Source organism: Castellaniella denitrificans, from assembly GCF_027214045.1.
Taxonomy (GTDB): domain Bacteria; phylum Pseudomonadota; class Gammaproteobacteria; order Burkholderiales; family Burkholderiaceae_B; genus Castellaniella; species Castellaniella denitrificans_A.
In genome coordinates, this window is the sequence record NZ_JAPWHE010000010.1 from 52534 (window position 1) to 77712 (window position 25179).

At 65.8% G+C, this 25179-nt stretch carries 26 protein-coding genes and 1 tRNA gene; 4 read left to right on the forward strand and 23 right to left on the reverse strand.

Annotated features, from left to right (window positions below):
* The first annotated feature begins 10 nt into the window (after positions 1–10).
* On the forward strand, positions 11–217 hold the full coding sequence (locus O4H32_RS12580) for a hypothetical protein (protein WP_269359687.1): 207 nt from the start codon (positions 11–13) through the stop codon (positions 215–217).
* 733 nt (positions 218–950) lie between these two features.
* Positions 951–2105 carry a type I restriction endonuclease gene (locus tag O4H32_RS12585; RefSeq protein WP_269359688.1) on the forward strand — a complete coding sequence of 385 codons (1155 nt, stop codon included), beginning with the start codon at positions 951–953 and terminating at the stop codon, positions 2103–2105.
* A 475-nt stretch (positions 2106–2580) separates the two neighbouring features.
* On the opposite strand, the gene O4H32_RS12590 is transcribed toward O4H32_RS12585, so the two are convergent.
* The 14 genes from O4H32_RS12590 to O4H32_RS12660 form a co-directional block, all read right to left on the reverse strand.
* Positions 2581–2790 carry a cold-shock protein gene (locus O4H32_RS12590; protein ID WP_269359689.1) on the reverse strand — a complete coding sequence of 70 codons (210 nt, stop codon included), beginning with the start codon at positions 2788–2790 and terminating at the stop codon, positions 2581–2583.
* A 249-nt stretch (positions 2791–3039) separates the two neighbouring features.
* Positions 3040–3906: a PAS domain S-box protein gene (locus O4H32_RS15000; RefSeq protein WP_331284293.1), complete on the reverse strand. Its 867-nt coding sequence runs from the start codon at positions 3904–3906 to the stop codon at positions 3040–3042.
* A gap of 103 nt (positions 3907–4009) precedes the next feature.
* Complete coding sequence (locus O4H32_RS12605; protein WP_269359763.1) at positions 4010–4627, reverse strand: class I SAM-dependent methyltransferase; 618 nt, start codon at positions 4625–4627, stop codon at positions 4010–4012.
* A gap of 87 nt (positions 4628–4714) precedes the next feature.
* Complete coding sequence (locus O4H32_RS12610; protein ID WP_269359691.1) at positions 4715–5701, reverse strand: serine hydrolase; 987 nt, start codon at positions 5699–5701, stop codon at positions 4715–4717.
* A gap of 224 nt (positions 5702–5925) precedes the next feature.
* Positions 5926–6002 (reverse strand) — tRNA-Pro (locus tag O4H32_RS12615).
* A gap of 28 nt (positions 6003–6030) precedes the next feature.
* On the reverse strand, positions 6031–7887 hold the full coding sequence (locus O4H32_RS12620) for a GGDEF domain-containing protein (protein WP_269359693.1): 1857 nt from the start codon (positions 7885–7887) through the stop codon (positions 6031–6033).
* A gap of 153 nt (positions 7888–8040) precedes the next feature.
* Entirely contained in the window at positions 8041–8598 is a 558-nt protein-coding gene (gene sufT / locus O4H32_RS12625) for a putative Fe-S cluster assembly protein SufT (protein WP_269359695.1), read from the reverse strand.
* Between the two features lie 23 nt (positions 8599–8621).
* The gene (gene sufU / locus O4H32_RS12630) at positions 8622–9074 is read right to left on the reverse strand and encodes a Fe-S cluster assembly sulfur transfer protein SufU (protein WP_269359697.1); all 453 of its coding nucleotides are present in this window, start codon (positions 9072–9074) and stop codon (positions 8622–8624) included.
* Positions 9075–9078: 4 nt separating this feature from the next.
* Positions 9079–10356: a cysteine desulfurase gene (locus O4H32_RS12635; RefSeq protein WP_269359699.1), complete on the reverse strand. Its 1278-nt coding sequence runs from the start codon at positions 10354–10356 to the stop codon at positions 9079–9081.
* Positions 10353–11690, reverse strand: coding sequence for a Fe-S cluster assembly protein SufD (sufD, locus tag O4H32_RS12640; RefSeq protein ID WP_269359701.1), 1338 nt, complete (start codon positions 11688–11690; stop codon positions 10353–10355). Before sufD ends, O4H32_RS12635 begins: the two co-directional genes overlap by 4 nt.
* Positions 11687–12469, reverse strand: coding sequence for a Fe-S cluster assembly ATPase SufC (sufC, locus tag O4H32_RS12645; protein WP_269359702.1), 783 nt, complete (start codon positions 12467–12469; stop codon positions 11687–11689). The genes sufD and sufC overlap by 4 nt, the downstream gene beginning before the upstream one ends.
* Before the next feature lie 11 nt (positions 12470–12480).
* A complete protein-coding gene (gene sufB / locus O4H32_RS12650; RefSeq protein ID WP_269359704.1) occupies positions 12481–13929 on the reverse strand; it encodes a Fe-S cluster assembly protein SufB in 1449 nt (482 codons plus the stop codon).
* Positions 13926–14438, reverse strand: a complete 513-nt coding sequence (locus O4H32_RS12655) for an SUF system Fe-S cluster assembly regulator (protein WP_269359706.1) — start codon at positions 14436–14438, stop codon at positions 13926–13928. Before O4H32_RS12655 ends, sufB begins: the two co-directional genes overlap by 4 nt.
* 58 nt (positions 14439–14496) lie before the next feature.
* Entirely contained in the window at positions 14497–16290 is a 1794-nt protein-coding gene (locus O4H32_RS12660; protein ID WP_269359708.1) for an ABCB family ABC transporter ATP-binding protein/permease, read from the reverse strand.
* Between the two features lie 133 nt (positions 16291–16423).
* Between O4H32_RS12660 and O4H32_RS12665 the strand changes: the two genes are divergently transcribed.
* Together O4H32_RS12665 and O4H32_RS12670 are read left to right on the forward strand one after the other, a co-directional pair.
* On the forward strand, positions 16424–16951 hold the full coding sequence (locus O4H32_RS12665) for a sigma factor (protein WP_269359711.1): 528 nt from the start codon (positions 16424–16426) through the stop codon (positions 16949–16951).
* Positions 16948–17418: a hypothetical protein gene (locus tag O4H32_RS12670; RefSeq protein WP_269359713.1), complete on the forward strand. Its 471-nt coding sequence runs from the start codon at positions 16948–16950 to the stop codon at positions 17416–17418. The genes O4H32_RS12665 and O4H32_RS12670 overlap by 4 nt, the downstream gene beginning before the upstream one ends.
* Before the next feature lie 76 nt (positions 17419–17494).
* On the opposite strand, the gene O4H32_RS12675 is transcribed toward O4H32_RS12670, so the two are convergent.
* From O4H32_RS12675 to O4H32_RS12715, 9 genes are all read right to left on the reverse strand, one after another.
* Positions 17495–17917: a MerR family transcriptional regulator gene (locus O4H32_RS12675; protein ID WP_269359715.1), complete on the reverse strand. Its 423-nt coding sequence runs from the start codon at positions 17915–17917 to the stop codon at positions 17495–17497.
* Positions 17914–18222 (reverse strand): integration host factor subunit alpha, encoded by a 309-nt coding sequence (locus O4H32_RS12680; protein ID WP_269359716.1) that lies wholly within the window; start codon positions 18220–18222, stop codon positions 17914–17916. Before O4H32_RS12680 ends, O4H32_RS12675 begins: the two co-directional genes overlap by 4 nt.
* Before the next feature lie 12 nt (positions 18223–18234).
* Positions 18235–20640: a phenylalanine--tRNA ligase subunit beta gene (gene pheT / locus O4H32_RS12685; RefSeq protein WP_269359718.1), complete on the reverse strand. Its 2406-nt coding sequence runs from the start codon at positions 20638–20640 to the stop codon at positions 18235–18237.
* Positions 20641–20672: 32 nt separating this feature from the next.
* Entirely contained in the window at positions 20673–21695 is a 1023-nt protein-coding gene (gene pheS, locus O4H32_RS12690) for a phenylalanine--tRNA ligase subunit alpha (RefSeq protein ID WP_269359720.1), read from the reverse strand.
* Between the two features lie 78 nt (positions 21696–21773).
* Positions 21774–22133 (reverse strand): 50S ribosomal protein L20, encoded by a 360-nt coding sequence (gene rplT, locus O4H32_RS12695; protein ID WP_043682169.1) that lies wholly within the window; start codon positions 22131–22133, stop codon positions 21774–21776.
* Between the two features lie 13 nt (positions 22134–22146).
* A complete protein-coding gene (rpmI, locus tag O4H32_RS12700; RefSeq protein WP_043682165.1) occupies positions 22147–22344 on the reverse strand; it encodes a 50S ribosomal protein L35 in 198 nt (65 codons plus the stop codon).
* 276 nt (positions 22345–22620) lie between these two features.
* On the reverse strand, positions 22621–22860 hold the full coding sequence (locus O4H32_RS12705; RefSeq protein WP_269359725.1) for an accessory factor UbiK family protein: 240 nt from the start codon (positions 22858–22860) through the stop codon (positions 22621–22623).
* Positions 22861–22939: 79 nt separating this feature from the next.
* Positions 22940–24457 (reverse strand): YifB family Mg chelatase-like AAA ATPase, encoded by a 1518-nt coding sequence (locus O4H32_RS12710; RefSeq protein ID WP_269359727.1) that lies wholly within the window; start codon positions 24455–24457, stop codon positions 22940–22942.
* 89 nt (positions 24458–24546) lie between these two features.
* Positions 24547–24954 carry a hypothetical protein gene (locus O4H32_RS12715; RefSeq protein ID WP_269359729.1) on the reverse strand — a complete coding sequence of 136 codons (408 nt, stop codon included), beginning with the start codon at positions 24952–24954 and terminating at the stop codon, positions 24547–24549.
* Positions 24955–25179: the final 225 nt, after the last annotated feature.

A 25179-nucleotide genomic window follows, 5' to 3' on the forward strand; every position in this document is an offset into this window, starting at 1 on the left:
GGGAAAGCCAATGCTGTGGCTCAGAAAATCGATGCGCTGGATGATCCTGCTGTCCGTGATCGCGCTGAACGGTGGGTGCGCCGGCCCGGCCGGTAACTACTGCGACATCGCCCGACCAATCTGGTGGCAGGATGTCCAGGAACTGGACGCCACGCCGCCGGGGATCACCCGACAAGTGGTGGCGCACAATGAGACCGTCGAGAAGCTGTGTCGGTGAACGGGCTGCAGGGGTATGTGCGGGCAATATCGCACCGTTGAAGTGTGCCCAAAACGTGCCCAAAATCGGCAGAATACTGTATGCTCATACAGCATATTGTCCTGACTGCAATCGCGGCTGGCGCTGCAAGTCATTGAGTTAAAAGGACAACTGCCTATGCTGCTTTCTGATGTGCAAGACTCATAATCCGTTGGTGCCGAGTTCGACTCTCGGGGGGCCCACCAGAATTCATGCGGTTCTCCAAGCCATCCCGCCATCGCCATGCTTGTTCGGCGGGGAAAAATTTGACATACCGGTCTTGCCTGCGCCCGCCCCAACGCGGGCTTTTTTGCATCTGGGATTCCGCCAAGGTCACCGCTCTATGCGATCACCCAACTTCTGGAAGCCTACGATGCACCGGAACTGATCGCCGGGCTCGGAGGTATGCAACATTGGGGCCATCGTTCTAGCCAGCGCCGGAAATCCTCAAGCGCCGTTTAAGGAGAACTCCAGGCCCATGGAATTTCGACGAACGTTCGAGGCGGCCCGCAAGGGTGGTATCGACCTGAACCCAGAACAAAGGGAGCGACTGGCTCAACAGTGAGACTGTATCTGGACCGCGTTTTTTGGTGTAGCGTCGGCCTCTGAAAAACCCTGATTGATGAGCGCAGACGAGAGGATTACTTTCTGATGGAAGGTAACAAAGCGTTATGATCGTGTGAAAATATTTTTAGCAGGGAAGACGGAGAGGATTATGCAGGAATTTAGGCGACGTATTGAGAATCATATCGAACACGTCAAGAATGTCGGCGCGCATTGCACGACCGAAGAAACTACCAAACAGGCATTAATTCTTCCACTGCTCGATATCTTGGGTTTCAGTCCCTACGATCCGACCAAGGTCAAGGCTGAGTACGGCGCAGACTTTCCGGGGGCCAAGGCAAGTGAGCGCGTCGACTATGCACTGTTCAGCAACGGCATTCCCGTACTGTTCATCGAGGCCAAGGCCTATGCGGCCAATCTGACGAATCACTGCCCTCAGCTCTCACGCTACTACAACGCCACACCCGAGGTCGCCGTCGCTGCAATCACCAACGGCCGGGAGTGGCGGTTTTTCACAGACTTGGACAATCGCAACATCATGGACCGCGACCCGTTCCTGGTGGTCGATTTCACCGGTGAAACTGAAGACATTGCCGAGCAGCTTGAGCGCTTCCACTATGACCACCTGGAGCCTGACGCGCTACGCGCCCTGGCGGAAGAAAACGTCTACCTGCACGCTTTCAAGGATGCCATCACCTCTGCGCTGCGTGACTGCGACCTGGACTTTGTGAAATACGTCGCCACTCGCTCGGGTACACAACGAACCATGACCAGCAAGTTCTTGGAGAGCATTCAATCGATCGTCAAGCAGGCGGTAGCTCAATCCGTCAGTTCTATGGTGGCCACCAGCCTGTCGGCACCAGAGGTTATACCGGCCGCAGTCCCCGTGGAGGTTGTGGCGGATGAAGACGCTCCTGTCGTAGATCCAGAAAACGATCGCATCATTACTACTGCGGATGAACGCAATCTGTTCAAAATCTGCTGCGACATCCTGCCGGGAGAGTATCTCCAGGCCCGAGACACTGAGTCCTATTTCTCAATCGTGCATGGGGGAAAATCTAACCGCTGGCTGTTCCGGTTCTGGGGTGACAAAAAACATCCAGCCGTGCAGTTCATTGTGTCATTGACCGATACTCACCGTTCAGAGATCGCGCGCGCGGGCTTGCAGATCGGCGCCAGCGACCAAGTCCTGCTCGACAAACCCGAGAACCTGTACCGCTTGGTCGGGATAGTGGGCGATGCTCTGGCCTACTGCAAGGACGATGAGAATTTCCGAAGAAAGGGGCGCGGTGGAGATACTGAGTAGCCGCGCCTTCTGGCGTGGCGGGCTTGGGAGTAGACAGTAACCCCGTCTATCGACCCCGCGCCGAGCCGCGTCCCGTTGGCATGCGGCTATGCACAGACTTGGCGCTTTTGATCCCTGAGTTGCCGCCCAGTCCAGGCCAACGCGGCTGTTTCGGCACGGCCTTGGGATTTGCGGGCTTCACCGCCTCTTGCATCCGATCTTTATCTTTCTTGTCCATTTCTTCCCTGCTGTCAGTGACCGGAACGAATTTGTTTCAGTCAGTTCATCAGCATAGACCACATCGCGTAATAAATCTTCGTTTACTTGCGAACGATCAACGCCTGCACGACCGGAATCTGAGCACCAGCCGGGTCCGATCCGGAGTGCGGCTGTCGGAAATCTCGGCGCCCAATGCAAAAGGCCGAGCCCAATGTTTCAAGGAGCTCGGCCTCATATGGCCACTCTATTTGCCCGCCGGTTCAGGCGAGCAGAGCGATCAAACTATTTGGATGTTTGATGCTTGCGGGCCTTTTTGGCCCTGCGTTGCTACAAACGAAACTCGCTGGTTTTCTTCGAGGCTTTTATGACCAGAGCCTTGAATTTCGCTGTAATGCGCAAAGAGGTCCTTGCCGCCCGACTCGGGCATGATAAAGCCGAAGCCCTTGTCGTTGTTGAACCACTTCACGATACCGATTTCTGTTTTCAATGTAAATCCTAATTTTTTGGAAGGGAAAAATATCCCCACGGCCACTATGGGGGCTGGAACACATTAAAGCCAGCACTGTTACCAAATAACGCCCTTCTGCCTCAACGGCGGCACGCGCGCCCACAGGAGGTGTAACTCTGACATCCGCTGCCATCGCGCAGCCGCCGGGACCCGGGTAGTCAGACTGCCGACCAGGCCGCACGCTGTCCCATTGATGCGCAGGGGCCTGACACCGACGCAAAGCCGCAATCAGCCCTCTCGTCGCCCCCGCGCGGCGCGTTCTTTTTCCACCCGCTCCGTCACATCGCGCGCCATGGCGACCGAGCCGATCGCCGCGCCGGCATCGTCCCGGACCATCGCGAAGGTCATCTCCACATAGCACTTGCCGCCGTCCTTTCTCAAGCCCCGTGTCAGGGTCGGATGGCCCTGGAGCTTCATCCGGCCGCTGGCGAGTGCGGCATGATACCCGGCCCAGTGGGCGGCGCGCAGATGTTCCGGGATGATCAGGTCCAGACTGGCGCCCAGCGCCTCTTCCGGCGAAAAACCGAACAGCCGGCTCGCCGCCGGGTTCCAGCGCACGATCCTGCCGTCACGATCGGCATAGATCAGGGCGTCGGTCGTCTGCGCCACGATCCGTTCCGCCAGGTCCCCGGGCTCCTGCGCGGCATCGCGAATGTCGCTCAGGATGCGGCAGAACAGGGCCGCCGGCAGCGAAGTCCGTTCCGGCTCCGGCGCTTCGCCGGTCTGGTGCAGGATGTCCAGGCCCCGGGTCGATGCCAGCACACGGCGCAGGCCCTCGTTCTGGACGAAGCGCGCGCGCAGCGCCCGCTCGACCAGCCGGTGATGCGCATCGGATCCAAATTCAATCTGTGCCCCGCCCCAATAAGCGAACCGCTTGTCCGCCCCCTGGCCGCAGGCCTTGGCTTCCCAGGCCGACGACACAAAGGCCCGCTCCCTGGCCGGGTGCCCCGGGGGAAACTTGATGCCCTGGATGAAGCCCTCCACGGAGGCCAGCGACACACCATCCAGCTCGAACGGCGACAGGCTGAAGTTGGACAGTGCGACGCCGCGCCATTCATCGGACGTGAACGCGACATTGATCGTCTTGCGGGTCATGCATCATCTCCATCGGTGAAAAGCGACTGTAGCGCATGCCACCGCATTCGCCTCACCGATCCCCGCGGCGGTCCGTCGCGCGCCCGGCCACGCGCGATCCCGGCTACTCCGCCCGTTCCAGCACGATCACCCGGGCGGGCGGCAGGTTGGCCCAGACAATCGGGTCGTCGCGTACGGAAAACCCTTCCGACAGCCCGACGGCGGGCAGGCCTTTGAGGATATAGGTGAACTGTACCAATGTGCCGCCCGGCGCCAGCAGCAGCCGGCATTGATCAAGCACGGCGGATACGACGGCCGGATCCAGGGAACGCAGCGGCAGGCTGGAAACAATGGTGTCGACCGGCCGTTCTTGGGCGCTTTCATCGAGCACCTCCGACAGCCGGGCCGCATCGCCCTCCAGGATCGTCAATTCGGGAAAGCGCCGGCGCAGATGCCGCGCGAACGCCGGCGAGCGCTCCACCACGCGCAGGCGCTCCGCAGGGACGCCCCGTTCAAGCAGCGCCCGGGTCACCACGCCGGTGCCGGCCCCCAGTTCCACCACCAGGCCGTCGCTCCGGGGATCGACCGACGCCGCCATGGCGCGCGCCAGGCGCGCCGAGCTGGGCCAGACCGCCCCGACCACGGCGGGCGACTCCAGAAGCTCACGCAGAAAAAGTCCCGATGGCGCCGCCCGGATTCCATCGGCCAATCGGCGTGTGTCGGCCAGATACCGCAACCCCATGGACCGCACCCCCTCGATCAGGGGCAACAGCGCGATTCCCGCGTTCTTCAACATGGAATCCCCTTTCCGTCCTCAATGGAAAAGACTCTAATTCGCCGCCATCCGGCTGTCCAGGACTCGCCGCAAGCGCACCGCGTCGCCGAAGCGCGAGCCGCTCATACCCTGTGCGTTGAGCAGCACCATGGCCAGGTTGCGACCGCCGAGCCGGACCATCATCACCAGGCAGTCGCCGGCCTCGCGGGTGGTGCCGGTCTTGGACGCCAGAATGTCCCAGCGGGGCCGGCCCACCAGCATGTTGGTATTGTGGAATGTCCGCCCGTCGACGCTGTACCGGGCATCCGTGGTGAACTCGCCGATCAATGGCTGGCGGGATGCCGCATGCACGAGCCTGGCCAGATCCCTGGCCGAGGACACATTCTCATTGGACAGGCCGATGGGTTCGACGAATCGGGAATCATTCATGCCCAGCACGGTCGCCCGGGCGTTCATCGCCTCGACGAAGGCCGTCATGCCGCCCGGATAGGTCCGCCCCAGCGCATGCGCCGCGCTGTTTTCGGACGAGGCCAGCGCCAGGTGCAGCAGATCGACGCGGCTCAGGCGCGCGCCGGCGGCCAGGCGCGAGGGCAGTTCACTGGGCACGCCGACGTCGCTGGCATCGATGGTGATCATCTCGTCCATGGGCAGGCGTGCATCGACCACCACCAGTGCCGTCATCAGCTTGACGATGGAGGCGATCGGCCTCACGACATCCGCGTCGCGCGCGAACAGGACCTCGGCCCTGTCCATGTCCTCCACGAAGATCGTGGTCGACCTGAGCTTTCCGATTTCACCGGCCGGATCGCGCGTGATCAAGGGCGCCTTGACGGCGGCATCCGGGTCCAGCGCTTCGCGCGGCGCGCCCCAGCGCATCGCGGCGACACGCCGACCATAGCCGTGCTGACAGATCGGCAGGGCGGGCTGGGCATTGCAGGGGTGGAAATTGGCGGCCTGGGCCAGCGCCGGAGACGGTCGGCCTGCACCCGCGACCATGGCAAGGATCGCCGTCATGAGGAAGATCGCCCGCTGTCCAGCCATGCCGCCCCCAATCCGCCGGCGCGGCGCAAAGCCGCGCGGCGACAAGACATCAGTTTTGGGACTATCTTACTCCCGCCGGCGCGACGCGCCGAGACGGGAATCACCGCATGCCCTGCCACAGCCGATGCAATGCATGCTGCATGCTTACCGAGGGCGCGGGGAGGCGGCCGGCATCCTAAATGACAAGGGCCCGCAGAGAAAACTCTGCAGGCCCTTGATAATGCTGGTCGGGACGGCGGGATTCGAACTCGCGACCCCTTGCACCCCATGCAAGTGCGCTACCAGGCTGCGCTACGCCCCGAAAGAACGTGATTCTAGCATAGAAATTTTTACACCGCTTGCGGCGCGGGTTGCGGATGGGGCCGTCTGCGCTCGACGTACAGGCAGGGACCGGCGTGTTTTTTTGCCTGGGCCTTGGCCTCGCTGGCCGCCTGGGCGATCTGGTGGCGCGACTGGTAGGCGCCAGGCTCGACCGGCACGGCGCCCAGCGACAGCGTGGGCAGTCCGTAATGGCGGCGATGGCCGAGACGATCTTCGGCCTCGTAGCCGCCGTCCACCGTCTGTCCGGTCTCTTCCAGCAGACGCATCATCCCCAGGGAAAAATCGCCCAGCATGGCTTCGCACCGTGCCCGCCAGTCCGGGCTGCGGAACAGCAGGATGAAGTCGTCGCCGCCGATATGGCCCAGGAAGTCCCGGCCGGCATCGGTATGCGCCGACAGGATCCGGCCCAATAGCTGGATCACGTCATCGCCGCAGCGGTAGCCGAATACGTCGTTGAAGGGCTTGAAGTGGTCCAGGTCGGCATGGCACACCACGAAAGGCTGCCCATCGGCCAGGAAACGCTGGACCCGCCTGTCGATGGGGACGTTGCCCGGCAGTTGCGTCAAGGGGTTGGCGTGCTGCGCGGCACGCAGCTGCAGCCGGTTGAGTGCCTGCAGGAGATCCTGGCTGGCGCCGATGCCCAGGTAGCGTCCCCGCCCCGTGATGATGAAATCGCTGGCCAACTGATGGCCCTCGGCCTCGGCCAGCCAGCGGCTGAGCGTCATCAGCGGCGTGTGCATGTCCACGATCAGCGGCGAGGCGTCCATGAACAGACGGCAGGGTTTGGGGCCATACAGTTCGCGCTGATACGGCAGCGAGAAACGCTCGATCAGACTGGCCCGGGTCAGCACGCCGACCGGCACCTCCCCGTCCACCACGGGAATGGTGTGCAGTTCGGAATGGCGCCGGAACAGGTCGAACACCGCCTCGTTGGGCATGTTGGACGATACGCACGGCACGCGGCGCAACAGTTGCAGCGCCCTGCCCTCGACCCCGTCGTGTGCCGGGTCGAATTCCAGGCCGCCTCGCGAATCGGCAAGCCGGCGTTCCGCCAGGCTGGCGGTCAGATCGGACCAGCGCGTCCGGGAAGGCTCGGCCGCGGGCCGTTCGATATAGTAGCCTTGGGCGCAGGCCACCCCCAAGTCGGCGACGCAGGCCAGTTCGTCCAGCGTCTCGACGCCTTCGGCGACGACGACGGCGCCGGCCACGGTGGCGATGTCGCAGACCGAACGCAAGACCTGCTGGCGCAGCAGATCGTCCTGGATGCCGGCCGTGAAGACCTTGTCGGTCTTGATGAACTCGGGCCGCAGATCCAGCCAGCGCCCCAGGTTGGACAATCCCGATCCCAGGTCGTCGATGGCGAACTGGACGCCTCTGACCCGCAACCGGGTGACGGCCGGAGGCAGGTCCGCCCAGCATTCGCCCTGGTCCTGCTCGGTGATTTCGATCACCAGTCGACCGGGATCCAGGCCGGACTCGGCCAGCAACACAGCCAGATCCAGCGCCCCGTCGGCCGCGTGCAGCAAGGCCATGGGGCTGACGTTCAGGAACAACCGGCCCGGCAGGTTCAGCGCCGCGAAGCGGCGCACCACCTCGCGGCAGGCGCGGTGTTCGACCTGGATGCCCAGGTGGCGCGCACGCGCCGCCTCGAACAGGCGGTCCGGCGCCCGGAGCGGACTGCCCTGCGGGCCCCGGATGAGTCCTTCGTACCCCAGCAGCGTCCCTTCCCGCATCCACAGGATGGGCTGGAAGACGGCGCTCAGATCCCCATGAAGCAGCAGGGTGGCCACAACGTCCGCTCCCCCGGGGCGGTCATGATCGATCATCGGCGGCTCGCACAACTCGGGATCCAGGGCAAGAGACATGAAAGGCACAGCGGGTCAAATTGCAATACCGCGTACCTTAAATGAAATTCATGACAGGAGGATGACCCCGCCGATGGCCATGCTGCGAAAGATCAAACACTTCGGTCCACGGGATCCGATCTCCTGCGGCGCACAAGCCCTGCGTGCAAAAGACTACAGCAGGCCCAGTTGCAGTCGCGCGGGCTCGCTGATCATTTCGCGGCTCCAGGGGGGATCCCAGACCAGGTCGACCGCGGCTTCGTCCACGCCTTCGATGTTGAGCAGCTTGTTGCGGGCCTCGTCGGCGATCATGGTGCCCATGCCGCAGCCGGCCGCCGTCAGGGTCATCTTGATCTCGATGCGGAAACGGTCCTGGACGCTGGCGGGCACGACTTTGCATTCGTACACCAGCCCCAGATTCACGATGTCCACGGGGATTTCCGGGTCATAGCAGGTGGACAGCATGGCCCAGGCGGCTTCTTCCACGGACTCGGCCGTGGCGGGGCCCTGGTGGACATGCTTGACCTCCTCGACCGGCTCGAAGCCCAGGGCATCGCCGTCCTTGCCCTCGATGCGGTAAAGGTTCCCCTCGACCATGACGGTGTAGGTGCCACCCAGCTGCTGGGTGATGACGGCCTCGCAGCCGGCCTCGATGGTGACGGGCGAGCCGTAGGGGACGGTGACCGCCGGGCAGTCCCGGTTGACGATCACTTCCTGACGATTGAAGCTCATGAGGTTACCTTTGGTTCATCGCGTTATTCAGTGACAGCCGTATCGCCCGCCCGGGTGATGGCGTTGTGCAGGGTATGCCAGGCCAGAGTGGCGCATTTCACCCGCGACGGGAATTCGCGCACCCCGGACAGGACTTCGAGTTTGCCCAGGTCGCAGTCCGGGTGGGCCTCGGTCAGCATGGCATGGATGTCGCGGAACAGCGCCTCGACCTGTTCGACCGGCTGACCGCGCACGGCCTCGGTCATCAGGGAAGCGGACGCCGTGGAAATGGCGCAGCCGTGACCGATGAAGCTGACGTCCTGGACGATGCCGTCGCTGACCTTGGCGTAGACCGTCAACTGGTCGCCGCACAGCGGATTGTGCCCGTCGGCGCGGTGCGACGCATCGTCCATCGCATGGAAGTTGCGCGGCTTGCGGTTGTGATCGAAGATGACTTCCTGGTACAGGTCGCGCAGGCCGTCGTCGTTATCCCTCATCGGTTCATACCCCAAACAGTTTCTGCGCCTTGCGCACGCCCGCCACCAGGGCGTCGATGTCGCGCCCGTCGTTGTACAGGGCGAAGGACGCGCGCGCCGTGCCGGGAATGCCGAAATGCGACATCAGGGGCATGGCGCAATGATGGCCGGCGCGGATGGCCACGCCGTCGGTGTCCAGGATCGTGCCCAGGTCGTGCGGATGGATGCCGTCCACCAGGAACGACAGGATGCCGGCCTTGTCGGCGGCGGTCCCGATCAGGCGCACGCCCGGCAATTCCCGCATGCGCGCGGTCGCCTCGGACAGCAGCGCGGCCTCGTGAGCGGCAATGCGGTCCAGACCGATGGACAGGACGTAATCGATGGCGGCGCCCATCGCGACTGCCCCGCCGATGTTCGGCGTGCCCGCCTCGAAGCGCTGCGGGCCGGAGGCCCAGGTGCTGCCCTCGAAGCTGACCGTACGGATCATGTCGCCGCCGCCCTGCCAGGGCGGCAGGTCGGCCAGGATCGAACCGCGCACGTAGAGCGCGCCGATGCCGGTGGGGCCGTAGAGCTTGTGGCCGGAAAAAGCATAGAAATCGCAATCCAGCGCCTGCACATCGACAGGGGCGTGCGCCACGGCCTGGGCACCGTCGATCAAGGCCAGGGCGCCGGCCTCGTGGGCCAGGCGCACCAGTTCGGCCACGGGATTGACCGTACCCAGGGCGTTGGACACATGGGCGACCCCCACCAGCCGCGTGCGCGGATTCAGTTGGGCGCGGAAGTCGTCCAGGTCCAGCTCGCCGGTGTCGGTGATGCGCGCGTGACGCAGCACGGCGCCCGTGCGCTCGCACAGCAGTTGCCAGGGCACGATATTGGAATGATGCTCCATGCCCGTGACCAGGATCTCGTCGCCGGCGCGCAGCGACTGGCCCCAGGACTGGGCCACCAGATTGATGGACGCGGTGGTGCCGGCCGTCAGGACGATCTCCTGACTGTCCGGCGCGTTCAACAACATGCGCACCCGGTCCCGCGCCTGCTCGTACAGGTCGGTGGCATGCTGGGACAGCCAGTGCACGCCGCGGTGGATATTGGCGTTGGACTGTTCGTAGAACGCCTCCAGCGCCTGGATGACGGCGCGCGGTTTCTGGGTCGTGGCGCCGTTGTCCAGATAGGCCAGGCGGCGCTTGCGCACCGGGCGCGCCAGGATCGGAAAATCGGCCGCCCAGGGCGACGCCAGGCGGTCGTCCCCGGCGGGGCCGTTGGCCAGCCGGACGCTTTGCTGCGAGGTCAGCGGCGCATTCATGCGGCTTCCTCCAGGGCGGCGCCGCCCGGCAGCAGGGCGCGCACGGCGCGCTCCACCCGCCGGCGCAGCGGGTCGGATTCAATGCGCGCAACGCTGGCGGCGGCGAAGGCGTAGATCAGGATGTCGCGCGCGTGGGCCTCGTCCAGGCCGCGCGAGCGCAGGTAGAACAGGCTGTCCTCGTCGATCTGACCAACGGTGGCGCCGTGGGCGCATTTCACGTCGTCGGCATAGATTTCCAGTTCGGGACGGGCGTCGGACTTGGCCAGACGCGACAGCAGCAGGCTGTCGTTGCGCTGGATGGCGTCGGTACCGTCGGCGCCGGGCGCCACCAGGATGCGGCCGCTGAAGACACCGTGCGAAGCGTCGGCCATGATGCCGCGATACGACTCGTGGCTGACGCAGCGCGGCTTTTCGTGGCCGATCAGGGTGTGGTGGTCGACATGGCGGCGCTGGTCGACGTAGTACAGGCCATTCAGCAGGGTCTCGCAGCGCTCGTCGGCGAAATGCGTGGCGATGTCGTGGCGCGCCAGCCGCGCGCCCAGGGACACCGAATGCGAGACGAAGGTCGAGCCGCGCCCCTGGGTGGCGTCGATCTCGCCCAGGTGCCAGGCCTGTGCGGATTCCTGCTGCAGCTTCAGGTGCGTGACGCGCGCGTCGCGGTCCAGTCGCAGGCGCGTGGCCGCATGGCGGAAATTGGCCGCCTCCGGGGCGCCCACGTAATGTTCCACCACCGTGGCCTGGGAACCGGCCTCGGCCTGGATCAGATGCCGCAGGAAGTGCGCCGCGCGCGGCGAGGCCGCCGCGCAGACCAGATGAATGGGCTGTTCGACCGCGACGCCCTGCGCCAGCCGGATCCAGGCGCCGTCGCTGGCCAGCGCCAGGTTCAGCGCGCTGGTGCTGTGGCCTTCGGCCGCATCGCCGTAGGCGGCGCGGAGGACTTCCGCGTGATCGGACCAGGCCTGCGACAACGGCAGGACCGTGGCACCGGCCGGGAGCGCGCCGATGTCGGACAGGGCGGCGTCGAAGGCGCCGTCGACGAACACCAGCCAATGACCCGGCGCGCCGGCTTTCAGCGCGGCGATCTGTTCGGCGACCGGTTGCGCGTCGCCGTCGTCGAAGACGGCGGCGGCCAGCGGCGCCAGCGAGGTATGGCGCCAGGCCTCGATGCGGGGGGTGGGCCAGCCTTCGCTCATGAAGCGGTCCAGGGCCCGGCGGCGGACGTCCGCCAGCCAGGTCACCCCGGCACCGGGCAGGCTCCCGGCGCGCCGGCCGAACACGTCGGCCCAGACTTGCAGGCCGGCATCCGCCGGACTGGCCAGATGCTGTCCGCTCATGCCGCAGCCCCCCGGGCGGCGGGCTTGGCGGCGGGCGCGGCGCCCTCGATCCAGCCATAGCCCTTTTCTTCCAGTTCCAGGGCCAGTTCACGGCCGCCCGAGCGCACGATCCGGCCCTGGGCCAGCACGTGCACGTAGTCGGGCACGATGTAGTCCAGCAGGCGCTGGTAGTGCGTGATGACGATCATGGAACGGTCGGGCGAACGCAGGCGGTTGACGCCGTCGGCCACCGTCTTCAGGGCGTCGATGTCCAGGCCCGAGTCGGTCTCGTCCAGGATGGCCAGCTTGGGTTCCAGCAACGCCATCTGCAGGACTTCGTTGCGCTTTTTCTCGCCGCCGGAAAAACCCTCGTTGACCGAGCGGTAGAGGAATTCGTCGCGCATGCCCACGAGTTTCATCTCGGCCTTGGCCTTTTTCACGAAATCCATGGCGTCCAGTTCCGGCAGGCCGCGTTCGCGGCGCATGGCGTTGACGGCGGCGCGCATGAAGTAGGCATTGGAGACGCCCGGGATCTCGATCGGGTACTGGAAGGCCAGGAAGATGCCGGCGCGGGCGCGTTCCTCGACGCTCAGTTCCAGCAGGTCGCGGCCTTCGAATTCGATGCTGCCGGACGTGACGGTGTAGGCCTCGCGGCCGGTCAGCACCTGGGACAGCGTGCTCTTGCCGGCCCCATTGGGCCCCATGATGGCGTGGATCTCGCCCGGCTTGATGTCCAGGCTCAGACCCTTGAGGATTTCCTTGTCCTCGATCGAGGCGTGCAGATTGTCGATTTTCAGCATGAGAGGGCTCCTTAACCTACGCTGCCTTCGAGACTCACGCCGAGCAGGTTCTGTGCTTCGACGGCGAACTCCATGGGCAATTCCTTGAAGACTTCCTTGCAGAAGCCGTTGACGATCATCGATACCGCGTCCTCGGCCGACAGGCCGCGCTGCATGGCATAGAAAAGCTGGTCCTCGGCGATGCGCGAGGCCGTGGCCTCGTGCTCGACGTTGGCGCTGGGATGCTGGACTTCCATGGTGGGGAAGGTATGCGCGGCGCACTTGCTGCCGATCAGCAGCGAGTCGCACTGCGTGTAGTTGCGCGCGTTCTCGGCCTTGGGCGTCATGCGCACCAGGCTGCGGAAGGTGTTGCTGCCGTGTCCGGCGGAGATGCCCTTGGAGATGATGGTGCTGCGCGTGTTGCGCCCCATGTGGATCATCTTGGTGCCGGTATCGGCCTGCTGGTGATGGTTGGACAGCGCCACGGAATAGAATTCTCCGGTGGAATCGTCGCCGCGCAGGATCACGCTGGGATATTTCCAGGTGATGGCCGATCCGGTTTCCACCTGGGTCCAGGAAATCCGCGAACGCGGCCCGCGACAGTCGCCGCGCTTGGTGACGAAGTTGTAGATGCCGCCCACGCCGTTCTCGTCGCCGGGGTACCAGTTCTGCACCGTGGAGTATTTGATCTTGGCATCATCCAGCGCGACAAGTTCCACCACGGCGGCGTGCAACTGGTTTTCGTCGCGCATGGGCGCCGTACAGCCTTCCAGGTAGCTGACGCTGGCGCCTTCGTCGGCGATGATCAGGGTGCGCTCGAACTGGCCGGTGTCGGCGTTGTTGATGCGGAAATAAGTGGACAGTTCCATCGGGCATTTCACGCCCTTGGGGATGTAGACGAAGGAACCGTCGGAAAACACCGCCGAATTCAGCGCCGCGTAGAAATTGTCGCCGGGGGGCACGACCGAGCCCATGTATTTCTGCACCAGGTCGGGATGCGAACGCACGGCTTCGGAGAACGAACAGAAGATGATCCCGACGTCGGCCAGTTGCTTGCGGAAGGTGGTCGCCACGGAGACCGAGTCGAACACCGCGTCCACCGCCACCCCGGCCAGCTTGGCGCGTTCGTGCAGCGGCACGCCCAGTTTTTCATAGGTGCGCAGCAGTTCGGGGTCGACCTCGTCCAGGCTCTTGGGACCGTCCTTTTTCGATTTGGGCGCCGAGTAATAGCTGATGTCCTGGAAATCGGGGTCGGGATAGTGGACCTTGGCCCATTTGGGCAAGGTCATCTTGAGCCATTCCCGATAGGCCTTCAGGCGCCATTCGAGCATGAATTCGGGCTCGCGCTTGATGGCGGACAGGCGGCGAATCACATCCTCGTCGAGCCCCTTGGGGAAGGTCTCGGATTCGATCTGCGTGACGAAGCCGGCCTCGTAGTCTCGGTCGAGAAAGGAATCGAGCTTGTCGTTGACGGTACTCATTTGGACAGACTCCAGTTCGTGATATTCGGGATGGCCCGGCGCGAGCCGGGCTTGGGCGCGGGCACCAGGACGGAAGACGCGGGCGCGGCCGGCGCGCCGGGGCTCTCGCCGTCGAGCATGTCGGCCACGGTGACGGATTCCAGCGTGCGGCGCACGATGCGGTTGATGCGCTGCCAATGGGAGCGGATGTGGCAAGCGCCTTCGACACTGCAGGCGCCCGGAAGCGCCGTGCATTCGGTCAGGCCGAAGGGCTGCTCTTCGAGGGCGTCGATGATCTCGGCCACGTTGATCCGGTCGGCGTCGCGGCCCAGCCGGTAGCCGCCGTGGGCGCCCCGGGTGCTGGCGACGAGGTCGCGCTGGGCGAGCAGTTTCAGGACCTTGCTGACGACGGGCTGGCCCAGACCCAGATCGCCCGCCAGTTCGGCCGCGCTGCAGACGTGCGTCGGACGGGAGGCCATGTGCGTGAGCACGAGGATTCCGTAATCGACGATCTTGCTGATCCGCAGCATCGGCTGTTCCAGGGTCGGGCGTTGAAAACCAAATAGTACCTCTTTGGTACGATATAGGTCAAACCCCAATATCCCGTTCGGGCCTGGATTGTTGCAAATGCCACATGCGGGCGTAACGACCGTCCAGCGCCAGGAGCGACTCGTGGGTGCCCTGTTCCACCACGCGCCCCGCGTCCATGACCAGGATGTGATCGGCATGGACGATGGTCGACAGACGGTGCGCGATGATGAGTGTCGTGCGGCCCTGGGCGATGCGCTCCAGTTGCGACTGGATGGCGCGTTCGGTGCGCGTGTCCAGGGCGCTGGTCGCCTCGTCGAAAACCAGGATCGGGGGGGACTTGAGCAGCGCCCGGGCGATCGCGACGCGCTGCTTTTCCCCGCCCGACAGTTTCAATCCGCGTTCGCCGACCGGCGTCTCGTAGCCCTGGGGCAGCGACGCGATGAAATCGTGGATGTGGGCGGCCCGCGCCGCCTGCTCGACGTCTTCTTGTGTAGCGTCGGGACGGCCATAGGCGATGTTGTAGCCGATGGTGTCGTTGAACAGTACGGTATCCTGAGGCACGATGCCGATATGGGCACGCAGGCTGGCCTGTGTGTACTCGCGGATATCGCGGCCATTCACCCGCACGCTGCCCGCCGTGGGATCGTAGAAACGGAACAACAGGCGCGACAAGGTCGACTTCCCGGCGCCGGAGGCGCCGACCACCGCCAACGAGCCGCCCGCCGGCACGCTGAAGCCGACCCCATGCAGGATCTGGCGGTCCGGCTGGTAGGCGAAATCCACAGCCTCGAAGGCCAGGCTGGCCCGGTCCGTCCGCAATTCGACGGCGTCGGGGCGGTCGGCCACTTCCTGGCGGTTGCCCAGCAGGTCGAACATGCGTTCCATGTCGGCCAGGGCGTGCTTGATCTCCCGATAGACGAAGCCCAGGAAATTCAGCGGCGCGTACAACTGGGTCAGGTAGGCCGACACCAGCACCACGTCGCCCACGGTCATATGCCCCTGCACCACCCCGCGCGCCGACTGCCACAGGAGCGCGGTCATCCCCAGCGTGATGATGACGCCCTGCCCCATGTTCAACAGGTTCAGCGACACCTGGTTGCGCACGGCCGAGTCCACCCAGCGCGCCATGTCGGCGTCGTAGCGGTGACTTTCGTAATCCTCGTTGCCGAAATACTTGACGGTCTCGTAGTTCAGCAGCGCATCGACCGCCCGGCCGTTGGCCTGGCTGTCCAGGGTGTTCATGGTGCGACGGTAGGCCATGCGTCGCTCCGTGACCTTCAGCGTGAACAGGACGTAGGCCGCGATGGTGCCCAGCGTCAGCGCGGCGAAGATCCAGTCGTAGCGCCACAGCAGCACGCCCGTGACCATGGCGATCTCCAGCAGCGTGGGTGCGATGTTGAAGACCGTGAAATTGAGCAGGAAGCCGATACCCTTGGTGCCGCGTTCGATGTCTCGCGTCAAGCCGCCGGTGCGCCGGCCCATGTGGAAACGCAAGGACAGCGACAGCAGATGGCGGAAGACCTGGCTGGCGACCCGCTGGATGGCACCCTGGGTCACGCGGGCGAACAGGGCGTCACGCAGTTCGCCGAATACCGAGGTGGCCAGGCGCGACAGCCCGTAGCCAAGCAGGGCCGCCAGCGGCACGGCCATCAGCGTCGGCGCCACGCCCAGCGCATCGACAATATCCTTCAGCCAGACCGGCGTGGCGACGTTGGCGACCTTGGCCGCGACCAGACAGGCGAAGGCCAGTGCGACCCGGCCGCGAAAAGCCCAGACGTACGGCCACAGGGTCTTCAGGGTCAGCCAGTCGTCGCGCCGCTCGGGCGCGGGACCGGTATGGGAAAAGCGCATGGAAATATCCGGAAATCAGGCGAATGGCGGATGGCGGGGTGCGCGAGGGCGGGACCGCATACAATAATGTCATCCCTGGGGAACGCGCCGCCCGACCCACGCGTTCCGAGACCCGGTGAACGGGAAAGATTGTATGACTGTTTCGGTTTTCGATTTCGAGGCGGAGCTGGGTGCCTGCGCGGCCGGCGATCGCGCCGCCTTCCTGGCGCTGTATCGCCAGGAATCCCCCGCCATGCGCGCCCTGGCGCTGGCCATGCTGGACGACCCAGACGCGGCCGACACCGTGCTGCACGAAACCTTCGTCCTGATCTGGCGCAATGCGGCCGGCTACAGCCCAGCCATCGGCACGGCGCGCGCCTGGATCTACAGCATCCTGCGTTACCGTGCCTCCGCTCACGCGCGGCAGATGCGCGCCGAAGGCCGCCACCCGGCGGAGAACACCCCCCTGCCCCGTCTGGACCTGCCGCCCGACGCGCCTGCGGGCACGGTGGCCGGCGCCCTGGCTTCCCTGCCCGGCCCGCAACTCGATGCCCTGCTGCAGGCCTATCTGCACGGCGGCGATCCGGCCCGCATCGCGGCCCGCCTGGATCGCTCCGAGCCCGACATCGAGGCTTCCCTGGACGCCGCCCTGACACACATCGACGCGGCGGTGCGCGCATGAAGCCCCTGCGCTCCTACTCCGACGACGAGATCGCCCGTTACGTGCTGGGCTTGGACATGCCCGACCGCGTGGCGGACATCCAGTCGCGCCTGGCCCATGACAATGCGGCTGCGGCCCGCGCCTTGAAATGGGAGGCCTATTTCCTGGGGATCGTCGACGCGCTGCCCGCGCAGCCCGTGCCCGATGCCGTTCTGGAGCGCATCCGCCAGAGCCTGGGCATAGAAATGGACGAGCCGCCCGTCATGGGCGAATCCGCGACGGACAGCGCCGCGCAGCGCCCGACGGCCGTTGACGGGTCCCGTCATCGGCGCGCGCAGCGTGGCGTCCGGCTGCGGCGCGGCCGCGTGGCCGCTGCGCTGGGCATCGCCGTCGTACTCTGTCTGGTGGCCCTGGCGCTATGGGCCGGCCTGCGCCCGACGCCTGTCGGCACGGTCGTTCAGCAGCCCGTCCACCTGGAAAACCGGTAAGCAGTCCCGTCGTCGCCCCATGAAAACCCCAGCCGCGTGGCTGGGGTTTTCATGGCCATCCGGCATATGGACGGAATCAGAGATCCAGCAGCCCCGCCGCCTGATGGTCCCGGCGGTTGCCGTCCAGCGCCTGGGCCAAACGGTCCCGCGCGGCCAGGAGGTCGGCGCGCAGGGCCTGGAGTTCGGCGCCGCTCAGGCGCACGGCGGCGTCCTGATCATGCGGCGCATCGCCGCTGTCGCCCAGGCGGTTGCGCGCCCCGGCGATGGTGAAGCCCTGTTCGTAGAGCAGGTCGCGAATGCGGCGCACGAGCAGGACTTCATGGTGCTGGTAGTAGCGGCGGTTGCCGCGCCGCTTGACCGGCTTGAGCTGGACGAATTCCTGTTCCCAATAACGCAGGATGTGCGGCTTGACCCCGCACAGTTCGGAGACCTCGCCGATGGTGAAATAACGCTTGGCGGGGATCGGCGGCAGCGCGGCCGCTGGCGTGGCGGACGTCATGCGGCGTCTCCATCGGAACCCACGCCGTCCTTGAGCTTCTGGCTGGCATGGAAGGTGACCACCCGGCGCGCGGCGATCGGGATCACCTCGCCGGTCTTGGGATTGCGGCCGGGCCGAGGCGGCTTGTTGCGCACCTGGAAACTGCCGAAACCCGACAGCTTGACCTCGGTGCCCTGGACCAGGGCGTCGCGAACCTCGGAGAAAAACGTGTCCACGATGTCCTTGGCTTCGCGCTTGTTCAGGCCCACACGTTCGAACAGCAGTTCGGCGAGGTGGGCTTTGGTGAGCGTCCGATCCGTATTCACCAACGATTTCTCCTATGAGCGCAGGCGCGCGCCATGTGTCTCGGTCAGGGCGTCGAGCAGGCTTTGCACGCAATGTTCGACCTGGCGGTCCTCCAGCGTCGCGTCGCGGCCCTGGAGCCAGAGGCGCAGCGCCAGGCTGCGTTGCTGTGAAGTCGCGGCTTCGCGCCAGATATCGAACAGTTTAATGTCTTTGACCACGGAGAGGGTATCGTCGGCCGCGATCCGCTGACGCAGTGTATCAAGCAGCGACTGCCACGGCACATCCGCATCGACCCAGATCGCCAGATCCCGCACCGCCACGGGCTGCCGGGACTGTTCCCGGGGATGGGGGAAGATACGTTCCGACACGGCTTCGGCATCAAGTTCGAAGACGACGGGCGCATGCGGCAGGCCCAAGGCCTGCGCCCAGCGCGGATGAACCTCGCCCAGCCAGCCGATCGCGTCGCCGTCCAGCAGCAGCCGTGCACTGCGTCCGGGATGCAGTGCGGGGTGGCTGGCGGCCTCGCAGCGCAGGCCGGCCGCGCGCGCGCCCAGCAATGCTTCCAGGTCGCGCTTGACGTCGAAGAAATCCACCGCACGGACCGGCTCGCCCCATTGCTCGTCCAGAACCGGCCCCCAGGCCGCGGCGGCCAGGTGGGTGGGCTGTGCCACACCCGCGACGGCCAGACCGCCGTCCGCCACCGCAGGGTCGCGGGCGAACACGCGGCCCAGCTCGAAGACCCGCACGCGCGTCTGGCGGTGCTTGACGTTGTGGGCGATGTTGGCCAGCAGGCCGCCGATCAGGCCGGAACGCATCACCGCCAGTTGGCTGGCGATGGGGTTGAGCAAACGGATGGGGTCGGCGTTGCCGCAGTAGTCCCGTTCCCAGGATTCCTCGACGAAGGAAAAATTGATGACTTCCTGGTAATCGCGTGCGGCCAGGGCGGCGCGCAGCGCATGCGGACCGTACAGGGTCTCGGGAGCCGCCCGCATGACCGCCGGCGCCACCGGCGGCCGGTCGGGGATGCGGTCAAAGCCGTGGATGCGGGCGACCTCTTCGATCAGGTCTTCCTCGATCATCAGATCGAAGCGCGCGGCGGGCGGCGTGACGATGAAATCGTCACCCTGCCGCTCGAATGCGAAGCCCAGGCGCGCGAACACGTCGCCGACGGCCCCGGCATCCAGAGGGATCCCCAGCACGCGGGCACAGCGCGCCAGTCGCATGCGCACGGGTTCGCGCGCGGGCAGGTTCACGATCCGGTCATCCAGCGGGCCGGCCCGGCCGCCGCAGATGTCCAGGATCAGGGACGTCATGAGGTCCAGGTGCTCGGGAATGGTGGCGAAATCCACCCCGCGCTCGAAGCGGTGGCCCGCCTCGGAGTTGAGCTTGTAGCGGCGCGGGCGGCCCATGATGGCCTCCGGCCACCAGAAGGCCGCTTCCAGATAGACATCGGTCGTATCCAGGCTCACGGCGGAGGCCTGGCCGCCCATGATGCCGGCCAGACTTTCCAGGGATCCGCCGGCCTCGATGACGCCCACGTCGGGTGCCAGTTCGACCGTCTGGTCGTTGAGCAGTGCCAGCCGTTCACCGTCGCGCGCCCAGCGCACGGTCAGACCGCCCTCGATCCGCTTGAGATCGAAAACGTGGGTGGGACGCCCCAGTTCCAGCATGACGTAGTTGGAGATGTCCACCAGCGCCGACACCGGTCGTTGGCCGGCGCGTTCCAGGCGGGACTTGATCCACTCGGGCGTGGCGGCGCGGGCGTTCACGCCGCGCACGATGCGCCCGGCGAAACGGCCGCACAGGTCCGGGGCCTGCACGGTCACGGGCAGGCGGTCCTCGAGGGTCACGGGGACCTGGGGAACATCCGGCGCGCGCAGCGCGCAGCCCGTCAAGGCCGCGACCTCGCGCGCCACGCCCAGGATGGACAGGCAATCGGCCCGGTTGGGGGTCAGCTTCAGGGTATAGATCGTGTCGTCCAGGTCCAGGGCCTGGCGCAGGTCCTGTCCCGGCGTCAGATCGGCGGGCAATTCGAGCAGTCCGGCATGGTCCTGGGACAGCCCCAGTTCGCGGGCCGAACACAGCATGCCGCGCGATTCGACGCCACGCATCTTGACGGGGCCGATGCGCATGCCGCCCGGCAGTTCCGCGCCCACGCGGGCCAGGGGCACCATCAGACCGGCCGCCGCGTTGGGCGCGCCGCAGACGATCTGCAGCGGCTCGCCCGAGCCATCGTCGACCCGGCAGACGCGCAATTTGTCGGCGTCGGGATGCGGTTCGGCCGAGTCGATGCGCGCCACCACGACGCCGGAGAACGGCGGCGCGTAAGGTTCGGCGTCCTCGACCTCGAGGCCGGCCATGGTCAGCCGATGGGCCAGCTCCTGGCCGTCGATATCAGGATCAGCCCAGGCGCGCAGCCATGATTCGGGAAATTGCATGATTCGGATTCCGTGTCGCTGAGGCCTGGGGCCTAGTCGTTGAACTGGCGCAGGAAGCGCAGATCGCCCTCGAAGAACTGGCGCAGGTCGTCCACGCCGTAGCGCAGCATGGTCAGGCGTTCCAGTCCGGAGCCGAAGGCGAAACCGATGTAGCGTTCCGGGTCCAGCCCGAAATTGCGCACGACCTGTGGGTGCACCTGGCCCGAGCCGGAGATTTCCAGCCAGCGGCCCTGGTTGGGGCCGGAGGTGAACATCATGTCGATCTCGGCCGAAGGCTCGGTGAACGGAAAGAACGAAGGCCGGAAGCGCAGGGTCAGATCGTCGGTCTCGAAGAAGGCCCGCAGGAAGTTCGTATAGACGCCCTTGAGATCCGCGAAAGAGATGTCCTCGGCGATCCAGAGGCCCTCGACCTGATGGAACATGGGGGAATGCGTGGCGTCGCTGTCGACGCGATAGGTGCGCCCCGGCGCGATGACCTTGATGGGCGGCTTGTTCATGCGGGCATAACGCACCTGCATGGGACTGGTGTGGGTGCGCAGCACCAGCGGCAGCCCGCCCGCATCATTCATGTCCACGTAGAACGTGTCCTGCATGGAGCGCGCCGGATGGTTTTCCGGATTGTTCAGGGCGGTGAAATTGGTCCAGTCGTTTTCGATCTCGGGGCCGTCGGCCACATCGAAACCGATGGAGCGGAAGATCTGCTCGACACGCTGCCAGGTGCGGATCACCGGATGGATGCCGCCGACGCCGCGCCCCCGGCCCGGCAGGGTGACATCGATGGTCTCGGCCGCCAGACGCCGGTCCAGTTCGGCCTGCGCCAGTTCGCCGCGCCGCGTATTCAATAGCGCCTCGACCTGCTGCTTGGCCTGGTTGATCTGCGCGCCGCGCGTGCGCTTTTCCTCGCCCTGCAGCGCCGCGAGGCCCTTGAGCAGCGCGGTCAGCGATCCTTGCTTGCCCAGGAAGACGGCTTTTTCATTTTCCAGCGTGGCGGCGTCCCCGGCCTGGGCGAAACGGTCTCGGGCCTGGGCAATCAGTTCGTCGAGCGATGAGTCCATGGTGCATTCCAAAACGCAAACGGAGCCCGATGGAGCTCCGTTTGCGATGATACAGAATCGAAAACGAAACTGTGTCGGTCAGGCGGCCAGCGCGGATTTCGCCTGGGCCACAACGGCGGCGAAACCCGCCTTGTCGTGCACGGCCATGTCGGCGAGGACCTTGCGGTCGAGTTCGATCGAGGCCTTCTTCAGACCGGCGATGAAGACGCTGTAGGTCACGCCCAGTTCGCGGCAGCCCGCGTTGATGCGGGTGATCCACAGGGCGCGGAAAGTGCGCTTCTTGTTGCGGCGGTCGCGGTAGGCGTATTGGCCGGCGCGCATGACCGCCTGTTTGGCGATCCGGAAGACGTTGCCGCGGCGGCCGCGGTAGCCCTTGGCGGCCTTGATGACTTTTTTATGGCGTGCACGAGCGGTGACGCCGCGTTTGACGCGAGGCATGTGTAATCTCCGATCAGGCGAAAGGCAGCATCGCCTTCACGGAGGCGACGTTGGTTTCATGGACAGCGGCCGAACCGCGCAGCTGACGTTTGTTTTTCGTGGTTTTCTTGGTCAGGATGTGACGCTTGAAAGCCTGGCCGCGCTTGATGGAACCACTGCCGCGCACCTTGAAGCGCTTGGAAGCGCCTTTTTTGCTCTTCATCTTGGGCATGACGATACTCTGTTGGCTTGGCAAATCCAGGTGACCCGGGGTCCGGGCGCTTGTCAGACCTGGCATTCGCATGTGTTTCGGACCCGGCGTGCGCAACCTGCATGCGCGAATCCTGCTTCCCCCACTGGTTACCCATTGGGAAAAGCCATTGATTATAAGGCACTTTCTTTGGACTTGTCCACTTGCGGCCGGGACCCGCGCCGCGCGGCCCTTCGACCGATTGCCGCCTCGTCAGAGGCGCTTTCGCCTTGGGACGGTCGGGCGGCGGAAAGGCCGCTATTCGCCATCTTGCTCCAAAGCCTGGACGCGGGCTTCCAGGGACTCGACACGCTCCAGCGCACGGGCCAGCAGATCGGCCTGGATGTCGAATTCCTCCCGGGTGACCAGGTCCATGCGGGAGAAGGCCTGCGTCATGAAGGCCTTCATGTTGCGCTCGATGTCGGCGGCCGGGGTCTTGGCCAGGAATTCTGACATGTTCTTCTGGAAATCATCGAACAATTGATTGGGGGCGATCATCGCGGCCTCCTGGGATTTGCGAATAAAAATACATTTTACCCGGCACGCCAACCCGTTCCCGCGCGTCCCCCGCGACGCATCATGCGGCGACATCCGAGCGGTACTGGATGGCCTGGGCCATGTGACCGGCTTCGACCCGGTCACGCTCCTGCAGATCGGCCAGGGTCCTCGCCACGCGCTGGGTGCGACGCGCGGCACGCGCCGACCAGCCCCAGGTCGACGCGGCGCGCATCAGCAGCGCCCTGCCCTCGGCGCCCGGATCGCCGTGGCGGTCCAGTGCCGCGCCATCCAGCGCGGCGTTAAGACAGCCCTGTCGGGCATGCTGCCGGCGCCGGGCCGCCCACACCCGTTCCCGGACCTGCGCCGAATGCTCTCCAGGCGGCGCGTCCATCCACGCAGGCTCCACGCCCAGGCCGACATGCAGATCGATCCGGTCCAGCAAAGGCCCCGAGATCCGCGCCCGATAGCGTGCGATGACTTCACGCGTACAGTGGCATTCCCGCCGGGGATGCGGGTGCCCATGCCAGCCGCACGGACAGGGATTCATGGCGGCCACGAGCTGGAAACGGGCAGGGAAAGTACAGCCGCCAGCGGCCCGGGCGATCGTGACGCAGCCGGTCTCCAGCGGCTCGCGCAGGGCCTCCAGGGCTTGACGTCCGAATTCCGGCAGTTCGTCCAGGAACAGCACCCCGTGATGGGCCAGACTGATTTCTCCTGGCCGCGGCCTGGCGCCTCCGCCCACCAGCGCCGGCATGGACGCGCCATGATGCGGTGCGCGAAACGGCGGCACCCGGGACACGGTGGGATCCGACCGGGCCAGCCCGTGCACGGCGGCGACCTCCAGGGCCTGCTCGGCGCTCAGGGGCGGCAACAGGCCGGGCAGGCGCCGCGCCAGCATGCTCTTGCCCACGCCGGGGCAGCCACTCATCAACAGGCCATGTCCTCCGGCCGCCGCCAATTCCAGGGCACGGCGCGCCGCCGCCTGCCCCCGGACGTCCGACAGGCAGGGCACGGACACTTCGTCGGCCGGCTCGTCGCGCGCCGGCGCGGCGGCGGGCAGTTCGAGCCGAGCGGAGAAATGCGCCACGACTTCGTCCAGGCCCGACGCCGCCAGCACCCGCAGGCCCGGCACACGCGCGGCCACTGCGGCCGAGGCCGGCGCCATGATCAGGACGGCCTCGGGATCGTCGCGTGCGACCGAGAGCGCGATCGCCAGCGCCGCGTCCGCCGGCACGATACTGCCGGTGAGCGACAGTTCGCCCGCCAGGACATAATGCCGCACATCGGGCGCCTGTCCCCGGACATCGGCAACCTGCCCCGAAGCAAGCAGGACGCCCAGCGCAATCGGCAGATCGAAGCGGCCGGAATCCTTGGGCAAGTCGGCGGGCGCCAGGTTGGCGGTGATGCGCCCCGCCGGGAATTCGAAGCCGCTGCTGAGCAGCGCCGAGCGTACCCGCTCACGGCTTTCGCGCACGCCCGCGCCCGGCAGGCCGACAATTGAAAAAGTGGGCAGGCCGCCGCCCACATGGACTTCGACCTGCACCGGGCGGACCTGCAGCCCGAACAGCGCCCGGCTGGATAGAACGGCAAGCGACATCGGCTCCTCCCGCATGCTCCCCGCCACTATAGGGTCGAAGAACGCATCATGGGAGGCGGGCGGGACGAATCCGTCCCGCCCCGTCGCGCCTACTTCGCGCCGCTGTTCGAGTCGCCGACGGCGCCCTGGATGGCGGCATCGGCCTTGGCCGCGCCTTCCTTCACGGATTCGCGGGCGCTGTTGGCGGCCTCACCCGCCTCATGGGCCAGCTCGCCCGCCTTGTCGGACACGGCCTGGCCGACTTCGGCGGCCTTTTCCTTGGCCGCCGCGGCGGATTCCTTGATCTTGTCCTGCATGGACTGCTGGTCGGCCGGGGCGCTCTGCTGTTCCTGCGGAGCGGGCGTGACGGGAGGCACGGGAGCCGGGGTCGGCGCCGTCGAAGGCGCGGGAGCCGCCGGTGGCGGCGCCGAAGCGTCATCGCTCTTGGAGCAAGCGGCCAACAGACTCAGCGATGCCACCATGGCGGCCAGCGTCAGCGTTTTACGCGTCGTGTTCATGATCTTCCCTATACAAAATTCCGCAGGATGACGTGCGGATCATTTTCGAGGACCAGTCTGTTACAACCGGCTTGGTTACAATTCTAGCCACCCAGAATCGCGGGTAAACCCTGACATGTAATGACTGATGTCCGGACGGCCGGGCGCGCAAGACGCCCCCCAACCGCCCCGCTCCCGGGGAAACAGGCCCGGGCCGCCGCACGGCGGTCCGCCTTGCGGTCAACA

Bases quoted from the DNA above. Each gene is read 5' to 3' on its own strand.
- O4H32_RS12580 (WP_269359687.1), top strand. From the start codon at position 11: ATGCTGTGGCTCAGAAAATCGATGCGCTGGATGATCCTGCTGTCCGTG.
- O4H32_RS12585 (WP_269359688.1), top strand. From the start codon at position 951: ATGCAGGAATTTAGGCGACGTATTGAGAATCATATCGAACACGTCAAG.
- O4H32_RS15000 (WP_331284293.1), bottom strand. From the start codon at position 3,906: ATGACCCGCAAGACGATCAATGTCGCGTTCACGTCCGATGAATGGCGC.
- O4H32_RS12605 (WP_269359763.1), bottom strand. From the start codon at position 4,627: ATGGGGTTGCGGTATCTGGCCGACACACGCCGATTGGCCGATGGAATC.
- O4H32_RS12610 (WP_269359691.1), bottom strand. From the start codon at position 5,701: ATGGCTGGACAGCGGGCGATCTTCCTCATGACGGCGATCCTTGCCATG.
- O4H32_RS12620 (WP_269359693.1), bottom strand. From the start codon at position 7,887: ATGTCTCTTGCCCTGGATCCCGAGTTGTGCGAGCCGCCGATGATCGAT.
- sufT (WP_269359695.1), bottom strand. From the start codon at position 8,598: ATGAGCTTCAATCGTCAGGAAGTGATCGTCAACCGGGACTGCCCGGCG.
- sufU (WP_269359697.1), bottom strand. From the start codon at position 9,074: ATGAGGGATAACGACGACGGCCTGCGCGACCTGTACCAGGAAGTCATC.
- O4H32_RS12635 (WP_269359699.1), bottom strand. From the start codon at position 10,356: ATGAATGCGCCGCTGACCTCGCAGCAAAGCGTCCGGCTGGCCAACGGC.
- sufD (WP_269359701.1), bottom strand. From the start codon at position 11,690: ATGAGCGGACAGCATCTGGCCAGTCCGGCGGATGCCGGCCTGCAAGTC.
- sufC (WP_269359702.1), bottom strand. From the start codon at position 12,469: ATGCTGAAAATCGACAATCTGCACGCCTCGATCGAGGACAAGGAAATC.
- sufB (WP_269359704.1), bottom strand. From the start codon at position 13,929: ATGAGTACCGTCAACGACAAGCTCGATTCCTTTCTCGACCGAGACTAC.
- O4H32_RS12655 (WP_269359706.1), bottom strand. From the start codon at position 14,438: ATGCTGCGGATCAGCAAGATCGTCGATTACGGAATCCTCGTGCTCACG.
- O4H32_RS12660 (WP_269359708.1), bottom strand. From the start codon at position 16,290: ATGCGCTTTTCCCATACCGGTCCCGCGCCCGAGCGGCGCGACGACTGG.
- O4H32_RS12665 (WP_269359711.1), top strand. From the start codon at position 16,424: ATGACTGTTTCGGTTTTCGATTTCGAGGCGGAGCTGGGTGCCTGCGCG.
- O4H32_RS12670 (WP_269359713.1), top strand. From the start codon at position 16,948: ATGAAGCCCCTGCGCTCCTACTCCGACGACGAGATCGCCCGTTACGTG.
- O4H32_RS12675 (WP_269359715.1), bottom strand. From the start codon at position 17,917: ATGACGTCCGCCACGCCAGCGGCCGCGCTGCCGCCGATCCCCGCCAAG.
- pheT (WP_269359718.1), bottom strand. From the start codon at position 20,640: ATGCAATTTCCCGAATCATGGCTGCGCGCCTGGGCTGATCCTGATATC.
- pheS (WP_269359720.1), bottom strand. From the start codon at position 21,695: ATGGACTCATCGCTCGACGAACTGATTGCCCAGGCCCGAGACCGTTTC.
- rplT (WP_043682169.1), bottom strand. From the start codon at position 22,133: ATGCCTCGCGTCAAACGCGGCGTCACCGCTCGTGCACGCCATAAAAAA.
- rpmI (WP_043682165.1), bottom strand. From the start codon at position 22,344: ATGCCCAAGATGAAGAGCAAAAAAGGCGCTTCCAAGCGCTTCAAGGTG.
- O4H32_RS12705 (WP_269359725.1), bottom strand. From the start codon at position 22,860: ATGATCGCCCCCAATCAATTGTTCGATGATTTCCAGAAGAACATGTCA.
- O4H32_RS12710 (WP_269359727.1), bottom strand. From the start codon at position 24,457: ATGTCGCTTGCCGTTCTATCCAGCCGGGCGCTGTTCGGGCTGCAGGTC.
- O4H32_RS12715 (WP_269359729.1), bottom strand. From the start codon at position 24,954: ATGAACACGACGCGTAAAACGCTGACGCTGGCCGCCATGGTGGCATCG.